Raw genomic sequence first — 15,749 nt, forward strand, 5'->3', positions numbered from 1 at the left:
TTTTCAATTTACAATGATGAGTCAAAAAAGAATTCAATTAAAAGGTATAACTTGGAACCACAGTAGAGGTTTTACTTCGATGGTAGCAACTGCGCAACGATTTTCAGAGTTACATCCTAATATAGATATTACATGGGAAAAACGTTCTCTGCAAGCATTCGCTGATGAGCCTATTAACGAATTAGCCAAAAGATTCGATTTATTAATCATAGACCACCCTTGGGCTGGTTTTGCAGGTAAAACAAAAGTAATTTTACCTTTAGAAAAGCATCTTCCCAAGGCATTTATAAATGACTTAGCTGAAAATACGGTCGGCCGTTCTCATGAGAGTTATTCTTCTAACGGACATCAATTTGCCCTAGCAGTAGATGCTGCAACACCTGTTGCCTCTAGCAGACCAGATATTTTGAAAAAAAAGAAAATAAAACTTCCCGAAACATACGCCGATTTGCTAGCATTGGCAAAACAAGGACTTGTAGTTATGCCTGGTATTCCACAGGATACATTGATGAATTTTTACATGATGTGTTGTACTATGGGAGAAGACGTTTGTTCCTCTAAAGAACATGTAGTAAGTGAAGAAATAGGAATTAAAGCATTACAAATGCTTAGAGAGCTAGTGGTAGAAATGGATTCTCAAATTTTTAATTGGAATCCCATTCAAGTCTATGAAGCCATGACACAAACAGATAAATATGCATATTGTCCTTGGGCGTATGGCTATACAAATTATAGCCGAAGAGGATATGCTCGTAAACCATTACATTTTCATGACATGATAGATATTAAAGGTTTTGGAAAAGCTGTTTCTACCCTTGGCGGTACAGGTTTAGCTATTTCCGCGCAAACCAAAGAACTAGAAACTGCCATAAAATATGTAGAGTACGTTGGTTCTGAAGAGTGCCAAAAAACTATATTTTTTGATAATGGTGGGCAACCTGGACATAGAAAAGCTTGGCTAAACGAACATACAAATGAAGTTTCAGAAAATTTTTTCAAAAACACATTGCCAACTTTAGACAGAGCTTTTTTACGCCCTAGATATAACGGACATATGTATTTTCAAGATAGAGCTGGTTCTCCCATCCGAGAGTATTTAATGCACGGAGGAGATGAAAAAAAACTATTACAACAATTGAATGAGTTATATTTAAAATCATTAAATATATAAGCATGAAACCATTAGAAGGAATCTTAGTTTTAGAATTTGCACAATTTATGGCAGGCCCATCCGCTGGACTTAGAATGGCAGATTTGGGAGCAAGAGTTATAAAAATAGAAAGACCAAATACTGGAGAAGCCGGAAGACGAATAGCTTTAAAAAATTTATTCTTAGATGGAAGTAGTTTGGTTTTTCATACCGCAAACAGAAATAAAGAATCCTATACCGCTAATTTAAAAGACCCAGAAGACTTAAAAAGAGTAAAAAAACTCATTAAAAAGGCAGATGTAATGACCCATAACTTTCGTCCGGGGGTAATGGAAAAGATTGGCTTAGATTATAATGAAGTGCAATCTATAAATCCGAAAATGGTTTATGCTACTGTAACTGGCTATGGCACTACTGGAGCTTGGGTAAAAAAACCTGGACAAGATTTATTAGTACAATCCATGTCGGGTTTTGCAAATTTAACAGGTAACAAAGAAGATGACCCCGTTCCTGTTGGTGCTGCAATTTCGGATATTATTACCGGTACTCATTTAGTGCATGGAGTTTTAGCAAGTTTAATAAAAAGAAGTAAAACAGGCAAAGGTGCCCTAGTTGAAGTTAGTTTATTAGAGTCTACCTTAGATTTTCAATTTGAAGTAATTACTACGTATTTAAATGACGGAAATCAAAAACCTCAAAGAGCTAAACAAGGTTCTGCACACGCCTATTTAGGTGCTCCATACGGAGTTTACAAAACAAAAGACGGATATATTTCTCTGGCCATGGGTTCCTTATTAGAATTAGGAAAAATTCTAAAATGCGATGCTTTAGCTTATTACACCAATTCTGATTCTTGGTTTACTAAACGAGATGAAATCATGGATATTTTAAGAGAATTCTTAATTGAAAAAAATACGCAAGAATGGTTAGATCTCTTGGAGCCAAAAGGAATTTGGTGTTCCGATGTTTATGATTATAAAAAGTTGTTAAATCATGAAGGGTATCATGTTTTAGGAATGGACCAAAAATTACCTTTACTTTCTGGAGAAAAAGTACATACCACTAGGTGCCCTATTCGTCTAGATGACGAAAGAATCTTTGCTTCCAAACCCGCTCCAAGAGTTGGGCAACATACCGAAGATATAATGAAAGAATTTAATTTATAAATCTATAAAGTAAAGAAATATGAAACCTTTAGAAGATATTCTAATTATAGATTTAAGTCAATTTTTATCAGCACCCTCTGCAACATTAAGATTAGCAGATATGGGCGCAAGAGTCATTAAAGTAGAAAGACCTCTAACAGGTGATATTTGTCGGCAATTATATGTTTCTAATGTCATCTTAAATGGAGAATCTTCCGTTTTTAGGGCTATCAATAGAAACAAAGAGAGTTTTCAAGCTGATTTAAAAAACGAAACAGACAAACAAAGGGTTCTTAAACTGGTTGAAAAAGCAGATATCTTGGTTCATAATTTTAGACCAGGAGTAATAGAACGTTTAGGGTTTGATTATGAAACTATTCAAAAAATAAATCCAAATATTATTTATGGTGAAATTTCTGGATATGGAACTGAAGGTCCTTGGAAAGGAAAACCTGGTCAGGACTTGTTATTACAATCTATTTCTGGATTAACATGGATAAACGGAAAAGGAAAAGATGGTCCAGTTCCCGTTGGATTAGCAATTGCAGATATTTTATCTGGCTCGCATTTGGTACAAGGTATTTTAGCGGCTTTAATTAAAAAGGCTAAAACAGGAAAAGGAACCAAGGTTTCTGTTAGTATGCTAGAATCTATTATAGATTTTCAATTTGAGTCCATAACAACTTTTTACCATGATGGAGGCCAACCAACAACAAGACCCGAGAGTAATAGTGCCCATGCCTATTTAGGCGCTCCTTACGGTGTATACAAAACCAAAACAGGATATTTAGCACTTGCAATGGGTGCTATACCTTTTATTGGAGAACTAATCGGATGTGAAAAACTATTAACATATACGGAAGTAGAAAGCTGGTTTACCAAACGAGATGAAATTAAAAAAATAATAGCCAACCATTTAGCCACAGATACAGCGGAAAAATGGTTGTCAATTCTTGAACCTGCAGATGTTTGGTGTGCTAAAATCATGTACTGGGATGAATTATTTGAACACGATGGTTTTAAAGTGCTAGATATGATTCAGAAAGTAACCATGGGAGATGGGTTTTCTTATGAAACAACAAGATGTCCTATTAAAATTGACGGTACTTACTTAACATCAACCATAGGTTCTCCAGCTCTAGGAGAGCATACAAACAGTATTATCAAAGAACTAATATCCTAAAAATAGTCCTATGCGAATTTGATGCTTTTTAATCGGTAATTGCCATACACCCAAAGATATAGAAGTACTATCGAATATAGCTCAGGATAAAGTTTACAACATAGAAAATTCATACTAATGGAATTAATCTATAAGCCAAAATTACCGCAAGAAAAACATCCCATCTACATTATCGGAGCAGGTGGCATCGTCAAAGATGCCCACCTACCCGCTTACAAAAATGCTGGCTTTCTTGTTAAAGGCATCACCAATAGAACAAAACAACGTGCTACAAATTTGGCAAACTTATATACCATTCCTAATGTTTATAATAATGTTAAAGAAATGGTCGCTGCTGCCCCGAATAATGCGATTTACGACCTTACTTTAATGCCTAGCCAATTTGTCGAAACATTAGAATTATTGCCGAATAAAGCTGCTGTGCTTATTCAGAAACCTATGGGGGATAATTATGAGCAAACATTAGAAATTTTAAAAGTATGTCGCAGAAAAGAGTTTAAAGCAGCTGTAAATTGCCAAATGAGGTATGCCCCCTATGTTATGGCTTCTAAATACCTCATAAACAAAGGGTTGATTGGTGAATTATATGATTTTGAAGTAAGACTAACAACCCATACGCCTTGGGAATATTTTCCAAACGTAGTTAATCATCCTCGTTTAGAGATACAACAACACAGTATTCATTATATAGATTTAATTCGTTCATTTTTAGGTAACCCCGGTAAAGTGTACTCAAAAACACTCCGTAATCCTGGAAAGACAATGTCTTCCACACGAACTACCACAATTATGGATTATAATGATACCATCCGCGCAATTATCAACACCAATCATGATCATAATTTCGGAGAAAAAAACCAAGAGAGTTTTATAAAATGGGAAGGCACTAAAGGTGCAATTAAATCGCGAATTGGCTTATTACTAGATTATCCCAAAGGAAAACCAGATTTATTTCAGTACTGCATTCTAAAAGAAGATGAAGACCCAAAATGGATAGAAGTAGAATTAGAGGGTTCCTGGTTTCCAGATGCTTTTGTTGGCACCATGGCTTCATTAATGTGTTATGTAGAAGGTTCTACTAAAGAACTTCCTACTAGCGTAGAAGATGTAGTACATTCAATGGCGGTTGTAGAAGCAGCATACCAATCAAACAATGAAGGAGGCGCAAAACCTAATTATAATATTTAAAAATGCAATATGCATATACTATCTAGATTTTTTGAAGACTATACCCTAAACAGTAAAAGAGAAACTTTAGGAAGAACAATAACGGAAACAGATTTTGTAGTTCATGCCGGGCATACGGGAGATTATTTTCCTCACCATATGGATACTGAATGGTGTAAAGAACAGCCGTTTAAGCAACGTATTGCGCATGGCACTTTAACCTTTAGTGTTGGGATTGGAATGACGGCTACCGAAATAAATCCAGAAGCTTTTTCTAAAGGCTATGACCGTTTACGATTTATTAAACCAGTTTATATAGGAGATACTATAAGAGTTGTGGTTACCATTAGCGAGAAAAAAGAGTCTAAAAAACCAGAACTAGGTCAAGTTAATGAGCATGTAGAAATTTTTAATCAAAAAAATGAACTTGTATTGGTCTGTGATCATATTCTATTAGCTAAAAAGAGAGCATATACAAAATTATAAAATTAAAAAAATATGAAATTTTTTATAATAGGATTACTTACAACAGCCCTAGTTTCTTGTGGAACTAATCAGAAAAAGGAAACCAAAAAGAATACTCCCCAAAAAGATTCTGTAAAATATACCAGAAATTGGGAGTCTCTAAAAAAACACAAGACACCTGATTGGTTTTTAGATGCCAAATTTGGTATTTATTGTCATTGGGGTCCATATTCCGTTCCTGCTTATGAAACAGAATGGTATGCGCATTGGATGTACGTAAATAAAGACAACCCAGAGGCTAAAAAAGGGAAAGCGCATAAAATTCATGATTATCATGTAAAAAAGTATGGTCCGTTAGATAAATTTGGTTACAAAGATTTTATTCCCATGTTTAAAGCGGAGAAATTTGATGCAGCCGAGTGGGCAGATTTATTTCAAAAAGCTGGAGCAAAATTTGCCGGTCCAGTATCCGAACATGCTGATGGTTTCGCCATGTGGGATAGCGATTTAACAAAATGGGATTCTAAAGACATGGGACCTAAAAGGGATGTTATGGGAGAATTATCTAAAGAAATTCGTAAACGTGACATGAAATTTATTGCAACATTCCATCGTCATTGGTTATTTGGATGGTACCCAACTTGGGATGAAACCACTGATGCATCCAAACCAGAATATGCAGGTTTATATGGACCTAAGTTAAAAAAAGGGGATAACAAAATGCCAAAAAGTAAACATCAGTTAGATAATGGCGATCAAAGTTATTATCCGGTAGCGGATAAAGATTTCAATGATGAGTGGTTAAACAGATTAAAAGAAATCATTGATAAATACAATCCAGATTTAGTATGGTTTGATAATAAAATGGATGTAATTAGTGAAGAACACAGAAAAGAATTTTTAGAGTATTATTACAATTATGCTGATAAGAACAAGCAGGAGGTTGTCTCTACTTATAAATTTTATGATTTTGCAAAAGGTTCTGCTATTTATGATTTAGAAAGAGCCAGAATGAGCGAAAAAAAAGACTTCCCTTGGTTAACAGATGATTCTATAGATTGGAACGCTTGGTCTCATATTAGTAATCCAAAATATAAATCTACTAACCGATTAATAGACTTTCTAGTAGATGTAGTAAGTAAAAATGGAGCCGTACTACTAAATATTACCCCTAGAGCAGACGGAACCATTCCGGAACCTGTAAAAGAACGGTTGCTAGAAATGGGGCAATGGTTAAAAGTCAATGGAGAGGCCATTTATGGGACACGAACTTTTGAAATATATGGCGAAGGAGATGCTAAAGTAGTAGAAGGACATTTAAGCGAGCAAAAAAATGCCGATAATACATCAAAAGATATAAGGTTTACAACCAAGGGAAATGTTTTATATGCTACCGTACTAGATTGGCCTCAAGAAGAAGAGCTGGTAATAAAGTCCTTAAAAAAAGGAAATACATTAAATAAAAACCGAATTACTTCTATTCAAATGCTAGGAAATGAAGGAGACCTAAAGTTTCATGAAAAAGAAGATGGATTACATATAGTTTTACCAAAAAAAACAGGGAAACATGCCTTTTGTTTTAGAATAAATTAAAAAAAATTATGTATTTCAAAAAAGGGTAATACAATCCATTACCCTTTTTAGTTGAATTTCATTTTAACCCCCTTAAAAATACACTGTTTGTTCTTTTATCTACAACAAATGAGTAATCTAGCATCTTTTAAGCTTTAATATTTTTAGCAAGATATTTTATAAAGTAACTTTAATAAATAAAAGATAAAAATTAAAATATCTACTATGAATTTCTCTAGAATTTATCATATAACCTTAACCTTTACCCTTCTATTTTTACTTGCATCTTGCTCCAGAAAAACAGAAACAGAAGATTTTATCAAAGACCTAAGTTTTAATAAAGATTGGTTATTTTCTAAAGGAGACATGCAAGGAAATAAAATTAGTATAGATGATACCAATTGGCTAAAACTTAACCTCCCGCACGACTGGGCCATTGAAGGTCCTTTTGACAAAAAATATAATGCCAGAACAGGCGGACTTCCTGTTCATGGCGAAGCCTGGTATAGAAAACACTTTACTATAGATAAGAAATTAAAAGGAAAACAAATATCTGTAGAGTTTGATGGCGCAATGAATAATGCTAAGGTTTGGGTAAATGATGAATACATTGGTGAAAGACCCTATGGATACATCGGTTTTGAATTCGATATTACTAAAAATATTAACTATGGAGAGGACAATGTAATTTCTGTACAACTTACTCCTGAAGACCTAGCTGCAAGATGGTATTCTGGAGCAGGCATCTACAGAAATGTTCGCTTAAAAATAAATAATCCAATTTACATTCCTCAATACGGTACTTATATCACCACTCCCGAAGTTTCTTCCGAAAATGCACAAGTAAACATTAAAACATCCATTAAAAACACTTCAGAAGATGCGACTGTTTCTTTAAAAACAGAAATTAAAGACAACAAAGGAAACATTATAGCTATAAACAATAAAAATGTATCTGTTTCTAATCATACGGATAAGACGGAAGATATAATACTAAATGTAGAAAATCCGAAATTATGGAGTATTGATTCCCCTATATTATATACAGCTATTACATCCATCATTAAAGATAACACTACTATAGATCAATACGAAACAACATTTGGAATAAGAACTATAGAATTTGATAAAGAAAAAGGGTTTTTACTTAATAACAAGCCTGTTGAACTAAACGGTGTTTGTATGCACCATGATCAAGGAGCTCTAGGTACGGCTATAAATTTTAGAGCAAAACAAAGACAAATGGAAATTATGCAAAGTATGGGTGTAAACGCCCTCCGTACAAGTCATAACCCTCCATCTCCCGAGATTTTAAAAGCATGTGATGAACTAGGAATTGTAGTTATTGTAGAAGCTTTTGACGAATGGAAAATGGGGAAAGTTCCAAACGGATATAGTAAATACTTTGATAAATGGCATGAAAAGGATTTAAGAGATATGATTAAGAGAGATAGAAACCATCCTTCCGTAATTATGTGGAGTATAGGTAATGAAATACTTGAACAAAGTAAAAAAGACGGCTGGAAATTAACAAAACACTTAAATGACATTTGCCACGATGAAGATAACACAAGACCAACTACGGCAGGATTTAACTACTTCCCTGCGCCTTTTACTAATAAGCTAGCGCAACAAATTGATATCGTAGGCATGAATTATTGGCCAGAAAATTATGGCGAAATTTTAGAAGAAAATCCAAATATGATAATTTACGGTTCTGAAACTTCTTCTATGACAAGTAGCAGAGGTGTTTATCATTTACCTATTACGTATAAGGAAAAACACGAAACCAATCATGTTAGTAGTTATGATGCTATTGTAGGTCCGTCTTGGGCATATTTACCGGATGCTGAATTTGATGCTCAAGCAAAAGAACCAAAATCCTTAGGGGAGTTCATTTGGACAGGATTTGATTACCTTGGGGAACCAACGCCATATGGTGGCAGAGATAATTCCACCAATGGCTACTGGAACGACGATTGGCCTTCTAAATCTTCTTATTTTGCTCCTGTAGATTTATGTGGTTTCCCAAAAGACCGCTATTATTTATACCAAAGTCAGTGGACAAAAGAACCTATGGTTCATGTTCTCCCCCATTGGAATTGGAAAGGCATGGAAAACAAAAAAATACCAGTCTTTGCTTATACCAATGGAGATGAAGCCGAATTATTTGTAAACGGAAAATCTTACGGAAAAAAGATAAAGGGTAAAGATTTAACTGAAATTCCCGCTGAATATCATGGATTTGAAAAAGGAATGTATAAATCTAAATACAGATTATCATGGAATGTTCCATATACGGAAGGAGAATTAAAAGTTATAGCCTACGAAAAGGGGAGAAAAGTAGCTACTGATATTGTTAAAACAGCAGGTGCTCCTAATAAAATTAATTTAAAAGCAGATAGACAAAAAATAACAGCAAATGGAGAGGATCTTTCTTTTATTACAGTAAGTATTACAGATAAAGACGGTAACCTATGTCCCCGCGCAAATAATTTAGTAGAATTTAAAGTTACGGGAGAGGGTTCTATCGCAGCCGTTGGCAATGGAGATCAAACGTCTTTAGCATCTTTTCAGGCAAATAACAGAAAAGCTTTTAATGGTCTATGTTTACTTGTTATAAAATCCAATGAAAATTCTGGAAAAATACACATCGAAGCAACTTCCAAAGGGTTAAACCTAGCAAAAATTACAATTACATCTGAAAAATAACCTCATAAATAATTCCTATTCAAAAAAACTATACAAACAGGTGATTTTACCTCTGTATTTCTAAGTTTTTCTTTTAGCACACCACTACTAGAATCTATACTATAAACAACTAGCTCATTAGAATCTTGGAGACAAGCAAACAACCATTTTCCATCCTTACTAATATTAAACTCTCGAAGAGTTTTTCCTTTTACTTTTTGATAACCCAAAAGAGTTAAATAATCCTCTTCTATTTTAAAAATGGTTATAGCATCAATAGTTCTATTCGCTACATATAAGTAGTTTCCATTAGGATGCAATCTTATAGCCGAACCACTCGGAATACCCTTAAATGAAGATGGTAAAGAAGGATAGGATGCTATATGCTCCCATCTATTTTTATTATTTTTTATGATACACACATCACCATTTAACTCATTCATTACATAACCAGAAGTTCCTTTTTTATTAAAAACCATGTGTCGAGGGCCATTACCTTTGGGTAAAACTATATCGGATAGATAATCTTTGACTATTTGTTTATCTGCGATTTTGTATGCTTTAATTGTATCTATCCCTAAATCTGGAACATAAATGCTAACACCGTTCGGGTGTATTGCTATTTGGTGTGCATGCGGACCTTCTTGCCTTGTTTTATTTATACTACTACCATTATGTCTAAAAGTATGAGCTGCCTCTGAAATTATTCCGCCTCCTTCTATTTTATAACTATGAATATCTCCAGTTTCATAGCAAGCCACAAAAACAAAATTATCTGTACAACTAAGGTGGCAAGGTAGTCCCCCAAAAATTTCTTGTTCACAGATAAAATCTAAAGAATAATCATCCTTAATTGCAAATGATTTTAATTTTGGCTTTTTCGTCTTTACAATCTCCGTTATTGTATACAAAAACTTGTTATCGCTACTAATGACAATATATGCAGGATTTGCTATTCCAACAATATGCAGTAATTCTATTTTTAATTTAACTTCATCAAAAGACAACACATAAATTCCTTCTCCGGTTCCTCCAAAGGCAGGTGTAATCATTTCCGTATAGGAGCCTAAATAAAAAACGTACTTCATAAATTAATCTTTACCCCAATAATTTAGAAAAGAATTACAAATTTTCTATTTCTATTTTCTTGGCTTCAACATTACCCAATAAATTTAACTCCAAGAACTGTTTATAAATGATTTGTTTTTCTTTATTAGTAAAAATTTTATCCTGAAACCAATCGACTGCTTTTATTTTTTCATTTTCTATCTGGGCTTGCCTAATAGCATTTAAAGAAACTAAATGCCAATGCGTTGCATAATCCCTATAAACAGAATAACCAACATCATCCATGATATAAGAAATTTTCGGATCATTTTTTAAACGAACTCCATTTTTTAAGATAGCCAAAGTTTTAGTAGTTTTAACTACTACAGAAAAGGAATATCTAGCTAAATCTTCAAAACCATCACGCTTTACATTGTACACCTTATCCCCTATTTCTAATATTTTCATTATTTTTTTTTAAAAGCAATCAAAAATAAAATCTTAGACTATACTATTCCCAATCGGCCAATAAAATTTATAAACAATATTACTATACTTCTTCCCAAATTAGTTTTTGCACCCGTTGTTTATTTTCTTTTTAATATAATAAAGCCCTTCTTAATTAAAATATATGCATTTTTGCAATCTAAATAACACCTATGTCATTAGAAAGGGAATTAAAAAAAAGATCTGGCAATTCGTGTGAATTATGTAAGGCGGTTGAAGCCCTACAGGTATACGAAGTTACCCCTAAGGGTCCAGGAAGTATTACAGAATCTATATACGCCTGTAAAACTTGTATAGATCAAATAGAAAACCCTAAAGAAACAAATGCAAATCATTGGAGATGCTTAAATGATAGTATGTGGAGTGAACAAATTGCTGTTAAAGTAATTGCATGGCGCATGCTCTCGAGATTAAGAAAAGAAGGCTGGACACAAGATTTATTAGATATGCTGTATCTTGAAGAAGAAGAACTAAAATGGGCTCAGGCAACGGGTGAAGGAGATGATCCAGAAGACAAGATAATTCACAGAGATAGTAATGGTGTTATAATTAACGTAGGAGATAGCGTTGTTCTAATAAAAGATTTACCCGTAAAAGGGTCTAGTATGGTAGCTAAAAGAGGTACAGCTGTACGCAGAGTCTCTTTAGATCATGAAAACGCAGAATACATTGAAGGAAAAGTTGATGGCATACAAATAGTAATAATTACTAAATATGTAAAAAAAATATAAGTTGTAATATCTTTTTAATGCGCCCGTTACATATTATAAACCTCTGATAATAGATTTATATGTTTAGTTTTTTCCAAAAGAAAACTTTTTTAATAGACCACTTAAATGGTTTTATAGATATTCATAACCATATTTTGCCTGGGATTGATGATGGTGCAAAAACTGTAGAAGAATCTATAAAACTTATCAAAGAATTTTCGGAATTTGGTGTTACCAATTTTATAGCAACGCCACATATAATGGATAATTACTATCCAAATAATTTAAAAACAGTAACCAAGTCTTTAAACAAGTTAAATAAACAACTTAAAGGTGAAAAATTAAATAATGTCACTATCACTGCCGCTGCAGAACATATGATTGATGCTAATTTTGAAGTAATTTTAGAAAAAGGAGAGGTAATCCCTATTTTAAAAAATTATTTATTGGTAGAAATGTCATATTTACAAGCTTCTATCAATTTTGAGAATGCCATACAAAAAATTGCAGAAAGGCGTTTTTTTCCAATTCTTGCTCATCCAGAGCGTTATGTGTATTTACATTCTAAATTTGGAAAGTACGAGAAATATAAAAGCAAAGGTATTATGTTCCAATTAAATTTGCTTTCTCTAAGTAACTATTATGGTAAAGATGTTCAACAAATGGCTAACAAATTATTAAATGAAGGCTTATTAGATTTTGTTGGAACAGACGTACATAATATACGCCAATTAAATAGCTTAAAAGAAATAAAGCTAACAAAAAAACAATTAGATAAAGTATTACCAATTATTGATACTACAATTCAAAGTTTCTATTAAAAAACGAAATTATATAAACATAAAAAAACACCTTAGCTAAGGTGTTTTTTTATGTTTATATATAATAACTAAATTTTATTTAAAATTTCCACCATTTTTTAACGGTTTTACCATAACCATAGCCATACTTTCCGCCATAACCTAAATTAGCTTCTTTTACATCATTGACTATGAAAGATAATCCATTCAACTTTCCTTCTTCCTTAAGTTTTAATGGGAATTCAAGAACTTTTGTTTCCGTAACCCCAGCTCTAGTTACGTATATTATGTGGTCTGCGTAATCCGTCAGTAATAATGTATCCGTTACTACCATCAAGGGAGCGGTATCCACGACAACATAGTCATATTTTAAAGAAGCTTCTGCTATCAAATCTTTTAATCTATCACTCATTAAAAGTTCAGCAGGATTTGGTGGTATTTTTCCAGAATAAATTACATCTATAGAATTAGTGTGCACCAACATTGGGTTAATTATATCCTTTGCTGATAATGTATCATCATACAAGTACTCCGTTAAACCCGCGTCTTTGTTTCTACTAGGCTTGCCTAATTTATCCACATCTTTTGTGTTATTAAAAAACGTATATAATTTAGGGTTTCTGATATCCGCTCCAATCAATAGTACTTTCTTATTAGTGTTTGCAAATATCATCGTTAAATTAGAGGACACAAAAGTCTTTCCTTCACCAGGAACACTAGAGGTTACAAAAATCACATTATTTTTACCCCCTTTTTTAGATTTAATAAGATAATCCAAATTAGTTCTTAAAATTCGTAAGGATTCACTCAATACCGATCTATCGTCATTGGTAACCAAAAATGCATCCTTTTTACCCAGTTTTGGAAGCTCGGCTAATACCGGTACATCATTAATAATTTTTTCAAGTCCCGTTTTATTATGTATTTTATTATCCATTAAATCACCAACATAAATTATTGAAAATGGTATTAACATCCCAAGAATTAAAGAGGCTAATAGTATTATCGGTTTTTTAGGACTAATCGGTAAAACTCCCATTTGGTAAGCATAATCTATAACTTTCGACTGAGGAGCGCTAGATGCGGCAGTAATTTGCGATTCTTCTCTTTTTTGCAATAAATATAAATAAAGAGATTCTGTTGTTTGCTGTTGTCTTGTAATATCGCGTAATTGTCTTTCATTTTTAGGAGCGGAATAGATTTTCGAATTTATTCTAGACATTTGTCCAGATAAACTATTCACCTGCAGCCCTAAATTACGTTCCATCCCTGTTAAACTGGATTTCATACTTTCTTTAAGTCCGTTTAACTGTTGGTCCAAGTTAACAATAATCGGATTCTGTTCATTGGAGCTCTTTAACAATCTATTTCTTTCTAATACCAATTCATTATATTTAGCAGTAGTATTTGCAATAGTAGGATCAGACAAACCAACATTAGATGGTAACACCTCATATCCACTTTCTCCAGACACGTAATCTTTCATTCCTGAAGCAATACTTAACTGCGTCTTGGCATTTTCTAATTCCTGTCTACTAGCCGCACCAACATTTAATGCAATATTTGCTTCACTAGCAATATCGGTAACTCCCTTACTAGTTTTAAAATCCTGTGCGGATTGGTCTACTGAAGTTAAATTTCCAGAAATTTCTTTAATACGGTCATTAATAAAATTGGCTGTTTTATCAGCTATTAATTGTTTATCTTCAACCGCATTTTTATTATAATTACCAATTAAAGAGTTGATTATATCAATTGCTTTTTCAGGAATAGGGTCATTTAGAGAAATATTTATAATATTGGATCCCTCTTGAGCTGCATTAATCAACATTTTTGCTTGATAAACCTCTGCCACATTATATGCTGGATTAACATTTACTTTTAACCTTTGGGATTTATGAGCTTTAAAATAAGGAATATTAGGGGTAATTACAATATCCCCAATTTCCGTTGGGATATTTTTCCCAAAAGAATACACCTTTATTGGGCTATCCACATTTGTGCTAAAACCAAAATTGGTGTCGGAGGATAGTTCAATAAAAAATTCAAATTTAGATGAATTAATTACAGAATCATTGGCAATAAAATTAATATTAAATGGTCTATTTTGATACAATTCGGTGTGTTTCACATTCCCTAATTGGGTCACTTGAATATTTAGTCTTAAATCTTTTACAACTTGAATAAAATTAGACCTAGAATTAAGGATTTCTATTTCGTCCTCTATCTTATTTTCTGCCCCCCCCCCTAAAAGGCTCAATTCGCTAAATGCTGATAATTCTGAAGCGGAACCTTTCTCTTCTATTATTTGTATTTTTGCTTGTGTGGCATACTCTGGCGTTGCATATCTAATAAATAAAAACCCCAATATCAGAGCTATTATACCCGAATACATAAACCATTTCCAATGTCTAGTATATGTAGTTAATAAATCTTTTAAATCCAAAGTATTCGATGAAAATTCTTGAGAATTCATTATTCGTCTTTAATAATTTATATTGTTTTCTTAAGAAACATCTGTTTCTAATGTTTAATTTCTAGTAATAATCAGCACGGTTGAAGTAATTAATACAGAAGCAATAGACACCCAAATAGAAGCTCTATTATCCAAAGAAGAAGATGTTACAGCAGATTTATTAGGTTCCACATATACAACGTCGTTTTGTGTTAAATAATAAACAGGGGAATTTAATGCCTCTTTTTGAGTTAAATCTACCCTTGTATATACCTTTGTTCCATTAAAATCACGAATAACCATAACATTAGTACGCGTACCTTTAATAGTTAAATCATTAGCTAAACCTAAAGCTTCTAAAATTGTAATCTGCTCTCCATTTACCGGATAAGTCCCAGGACTATTTACTTCTCCAAGTACAGTTACAGAAAAATTCTTTAAACGTATATTAACGATTGGATTTTTAAGATATAAACTTAATTTTTCTTTTATATGCGCTTTTGTTTCTTCTGGAGACAACCCAACTAATTTAACAGACCCTAAAACTGGAAAATCAATTTCCCCATTTTTATCTATAATATAATCAACCTGTTCCGGTGTCATACCTCCTTCTTCTGCTCCTTTAAATAAATTAAATGGCATACTAGCTTCTGGGTCTAGTGTAGACACATGAATACTTATAACATCATCAACCTTAAATTTATTGGTATGCGAATTATCGCTAACAATGGTTTCATAATCTCCTGCATTTTGAAAATAAACAATATCTTTTTTGGAAGCACAAGAGCTGATAAACATTGCAGCCACTAACGTTAATGACAAAATTGGTGATGAGAAATTCTTAATGGTCATAATTA

Annotated in this window: 13 protein-coding genes; 9 read left to right on the forward strand and 4 right to left on the reverse strand. The window is 33.0% G+C overall.

The window, feature by feature from the left end; genetic code table 11:
* The first annotated feature begins 13 nt into the window (after positions 1-13).
* The 7 genes from Q0856_RS13015 (at position 14) to Q0856_RS13045 (ending at position 9,394) form a co-directional block, all read left to right on the forward strand.
* Positions 14-1,171 carry an extracellular solute-binding protein gene (locus tag Q0856_RS13015; protein ID WP_298505685.1) on the forward strand — a complete coding sequence of 386 codons (1,158 nt, stop codon included), beginning with the start codon at positions 14-16 and terminating at the stop codon, positions 1,169-1,171.
* A 2-nt stretch (positions 1,172-1,173) separates the two neighbouring features.
* A complete protein-coding gene (locus Q0856_RS13020; protein ID WP_298505687.1) occupies positions 1,174-2,316 on the forward strand; it encodes a CoA transferase in 1,143 nt (380 codons plus the stop codon).
* A gap of 19 nt (positions 2,317-2,335) precedes the next feature.
* Positions 2,336-3,478: a CaiB/BaiF CoA-transferase family protein gene (locus tag Q0856_RS13025; protein WP_298479721.1), complete on the forward strand. Its 1,143-nt coding sequence runs from the start codon at positions 2,336-2,338 to the stop codon at positions 3,476-3,478.
* A 117-nt stretch (positions 3,479-3,595) separates the two neighbouring features.
* Complete coding sequence (locus Q0856_RS13030; RefSeq protein ID WP_298505689.1) at positions 3,596-4,666, forward strand: Gfo/Idh/MocA family oxidoreductase; 1,071 nt, start codon at positions 3,596-3,598, stop codon at positions 4,664-4,666.
* A 9-nt stretch (positions 4,667-4,675) separates the two neighbouring features.
* Entirely contained in the window at positions 4,676-5,131 is a 456-nt protein-coding gene (locus tag Q0856_RS13035) for a MaoC/PaaZ C-terminal domain-containing protein (protein ID WP_298505690.1), read from the forward strand.
* 12 nt (positions 5,132-5,143) lie between these two features.
* The gene (locus Q0856_RS13040) at positions 5,144-6,703 is read left to right on the forward strand and encodes an alpha-L-fucosidase (RefSeq protein ID WP_298505692.1); all 1,560 of its coding nucleotides are present in this window, start codon (positions 5,144-5,146) and stop codon (positions 6,701-6,703) included.
* 204 nt (positions 6,704-6,907) lie between these two features.
* Entirely contained in the window at positions 6,908-9,394 is a 2,487-nt protein-coding gene (locus Q0856_RS13045; protein ID WP_298505694.1) for a glycoside hydrolase family 2 TIM barrel-domain containing protein, read from the forward strand.
* 2 nt (positions 9,395-9,396) lie between these two features.
* On the opposite strand, the gene Q0856_RS13050 is transcribed toward Q0856_RS13045, so the two are convergent.
* Positions 9,397-10,461, reverse strand: a complete 1,065-nt coding sequence (locus tag Q0856_RS13050) for a lactonase family protein (RefSeq protein ID WP_298505695.1) — start codon at positions 10,459-10,461, stop codon at positions 9,397-9,399.
* 34 nt (positions 10,462-10,495) lie between these two features.
* On the reverse strand, positions 10,496-10,888 hold the full coding sequence (locus Q0856_RS13055; RefSeq protein ID WP_298479701.1) for a pyruvate kinase: 393 nt from the start codon (positions 10,886-10,888) through the stop codon (positions 10,496-10,498).
* 191 nt (positions 10,889-11,079) lie between these two features.
* Between Q0856_RS13055 and Q0856_RS13060 the strand changes: the two genes are divergently transcribed.
* Both Q0856_RS13060 and Q0856_RS13065 read left to right on the forward strand, forming a co-directional pair.
* Positions 11,080-11,658, forward strand: a complete 579-nt coding sequence (locus Q0856_RS13060) for an alkylphosphonate utilization protein (protein WP_298505697.1) — start codon at positions 11,080-11,082, stop codon at positions 11,656-11,658.
* A 59-nt stretch (positions 11,659-11,717) separates the two neighbouring features.
* Entirely contained in the window at positions 11,718-12,458 is a 741-nt protein-coding gene (locus Q0856_RS13065) for a CpsB/CapC family capsule biosynthesis tyrosine phosphatase (RefSeq protein ID WP_298505700.1), read from the forward strand.
* 79 nt (positions 12,459-12,537) lie between these two features.
* Here the strand turns inward: Q0856_RS13065 and Q0856_RS13070 are convergent, their stop codons facing one another.
* Entirely contained in the window at positions 12,538-14,913 is a 2,376-nt protein-coding gene (locus Q0856_RS13070) for a tyrosine-protein kinase (protein ID WP_298505703.1), read from the reverse strand.
* Positions 14,914-14,967: 54 nt separating this feature from the next.
* Positions 14,968-15,744: a polysaccharide biosynthesis/export family protein gene (locus Q0856_RS13075; protein ID WP_298505706.1), complete on the reverse strand. Its 777-nt coding sequence runs from the start codon at positions 15,742-15,744 to the stop codon at positions 14,968-14,970.
* Positions 15,745-15,749: the final 5 nt, after the last annotated feature.

It is taken from the genome of uncultured Maribacter sp., assembly GCF_947496775.1.
Lineage (GTDB): Bacteria > Bacteroidota > Bacteroidia > Flavobacteriales > Flavobacteriaceae > Maribacter_B.

Excerpts from the sequence above, each read along its gene's own strand:
- Q0856_RS13015 (WP_298505685.1), top strand. The coding sequence starts at position 14 with ATGATGAGTCAAAAAAGAATTCAATTAAAAGGTATAACTTGGAACCAC.
- Q0856_RS13020 (WP_298505687.1), top strand. The coding sequence starts at position 1,174 with ATGAAACCATTAGAAGGAATCTTAGTTTTAGAATTTGCACAATTTATG.
- Q0856_RS13025 (WP_298479721.1), top strand. The coding sequence starts at position 2,336 with ATGAAACCTTTAGAAGATATTCTAATTATAGATTTAAGTCAATTTTTA.
- Q0856_RS13030 (WP_298505689.1), top strand. The coding sequence starts at position 3,596 with ATGGAATTAATCTATAAGCCAAAATTACCGCAAGAAAAACATCCCATC.
- Q0856_RS13035 (WP_298505690.1), top strand. The coding sequence starts at position 4,676 with ATGCATATACTATCTAGATTTTTTGAAGACTATACCCTAAACAGTAAA.
- Q0856_RS13040 (WP_298505692.1), top strand. The coding sequence starts at position 5,144 with ATGAAATTTTTTATAATAGGATTACTTACAACAGCCCTAGTTTCTTGT.
- Q0856_RS13045 (WP_298505694.1), top strand. The coding sequence starts at position 6,908 with ATGAATTTCTCTAGAATTTATCATATAACCTTAACCTTTACCCTTCTA.
- Q0856_RS13050 (WP_298505695.1), bottom strand. The coding sequence starts at position 10,461 with ATGAAGTACGTTTTTTATTTAGGCTCCTATACGGAAATGATTACACCT.
- Q0856_RS13055 (WP_298479701.1), bottom strand. The coding sequence starts at position 10,888 with ATGAAAATATTAGAAATAGGGGATAAGGTGTACAATGTAAAGCGTGAT.
- Q0856_RS13060 (WP_298505697.1), top strand. The coding sequence starts at position 11,080 with ATGTCATTAGAAAGGGAATTAAAAAAAAGATCTGGCAATTCGTGTGAA.
- Q0856_RS13065 (WP_298505700.1), top strand. The coding sequence starts at position 11,718 with ATGTTTAGTTTTTTCCAAAAGAAAACTTTTTTAATAGACCACTTAAAT.
- Q0856_RS13070 (WP_298505703.1), bottom strand. The coding sequence starts at position 14,913 with ATGAATTCTCAAGAATTTTCATCGAATACTTTGGATTTAAAAGATTTA.
- Q0856_RS13075 (WP_298505706.1), bottom strand. The coding sequence starts at position 15,744 with ATGACCATTAAGAATTTCTCATCACCAATTTTGTCATTAACGTTAGTG.